A 1,699-nucleotide genomic window follows, 5' to 3' on the forward strand; every position below is an offset into this window, starting at 1 on the left:
GACGGCCGCGCGCGCGGGCGCGCCGGCCGGGTCGGGTTCGTGTTCCAGAGCTTCCAGTTGCTGCCCGGCCTGACCGCGCTCGAAAACGTGATGCTGCCGCTCGAACTCGCGGGTTTTGCCGGGCCCGGGCGCGATGCGCGCGAGCTGCTGGCGCGCGTGGGCCTGAGCGAGCGGCTTTCGCATTATCCGCGCCAGCTTTCGGGCGGCGAACAGCAGCGCGTGGCGATTGCGCGGGCGTTCGCCATGAAGCCGGCGATCCTGTTTGCCGACGAGCCCACCGGCAATCTCGACAGCACCACCGGGGCGCGCGTCATCGACCTGCTGTTCGACCTCAACCAGGAACAGCGTACCACGCTGGTGCTGGTGACCCACGACGAAAGCCTGGCCTCGCGCTGCGAACGCCACATTTATCTCGATGCCGGGCGCATCGTTGATCATCGCTGACCGATGCGCGGATTGAAAAATTTCCGCCTGGCGCTGCGCCTGCTGGTGCGGGACTGGCGTGCCGGGGAATTGCGCCTCCTCGCAGCGGCGGTGGTGATCGCCGTCGGCGCGGTGACCGCGATCGGATTCTTCAGTGACCGACTGAATCGTGCCATGACGTATCAATCGGCCGACCTGCTGGGCGCGGATTTGCGGCTGACGAGCCCCGAGCCGGTACCGCCGGGCTGGCTCAAGGAAGCCGCGGGTCAGGGCTTGCGGCAGGCGGAAACGCTCGAGTTCGCGAGCGTGGTAGTGCACGCCGAGAAGCTCCAGCTTGCGAGCGTCATGGCGGTGGGTCCGGGCTATCCGCCGCATGGTGTATTGCGCATCGCGCCGGCGTTATATGCGCCGGATTCGAAAACCAGCGACATCCCGGCACCCGGCACTGCGTGGGTCGAGCCGCGCGTGCTGCAGGCGCTCGGCCTGACGGTTGGCGGGCGCATCGAAATCGGCAGCGCCGTCTTTATCGTGTCGCGCGTGCTCACGTACGAGCCGGGACGCGCCGGCAGTTTCTTCACCTTCGCTCCGCGCGTGCTGATACCGCTGGCCGATGTCGCGGCGACCGGCGTGGTCCAGCCGGGCAGCCGCGTCAATTATCGTTATCTTATCGCCGGCGGCGATGCCGATCTGGCGCGCTACAAGACATGGCTCTCGTCACGCTTGGGACCGAATCACCGGTTGCTCGATGTGCGCGACGGCAACAGTTCCATCGGCCGCGCGTTGGGACGCGCCGACCGCTATCTCGGCCTCACTAGCCTGCTCGCCGTGATTCTGGCGGGTGTCGCCATCGCCATGGGCGCGCGTCGCTACAGCGCGCGTCATTACGACGTGAGCGCCATGCTGCGCTGTTTCGGCGCCACCCAGCGTGACATCGTTGCGCTGTTCGCGCCGCAGTTCCTGCTGCTCGGATTGGCGTCGAGCGCGCTCGGTTGCGCGCTCGGTTGGATCGCCCAGGAGGCCATATTTTATCTGCTTCAAGATCTTCGTCCCGCAGGCCTGCCGCCGGCCGGCGTGGCGCCGGTGGTGTTCGGATTCTTCACCGGTCTGATCGCGCTCGCCGGTTTCGCCCTGCCACCGTTGCTGCGACTCAAGCACGTGCCGCCACTGCGCGTATTGCGCCGCGAACTGGCGCCGCTGCCGCCATCCGCGTGGATAGTGTATGGCGCGGCCATCGCGGCAATGCTGGTGCTGATGTGGCGCTACACCGGCAGTCTGC

2 protein-coding genes are annotated in these 1,699 nt (G+C 67.3%); both read left to right on the top strand.

Annotation, left to right across the window (positions count from 1 at the left end; all coding sequences use genetic code 11):
- The coding region (locus tag WB402_RS12430; RefSeq protein WP_424208317.1) for an ABC transporter ATP-binding protein at positions 1-444 on the top strand (444 nt) is incomplete at its 5' end.
- Positions 445-456: 12 nt separating this feature from the next.
- On the top strand, positions 457-1,699 hold a 1,243-nt coding region (locus WB402_RS12435), incomplete at its 3' end, for an ABC transporter permease (protein WP_424208319.1).

The organism is Sulfuricaulis sp., from assembly GCF_049587675.1.
Taxonomy (GTDB): domain Bacteria; phylum Pseudomonadota; class Gammaproteobacteria; order Acidiferrobacterales; family Sulfurifustaceae; genus Sulfuricaulis.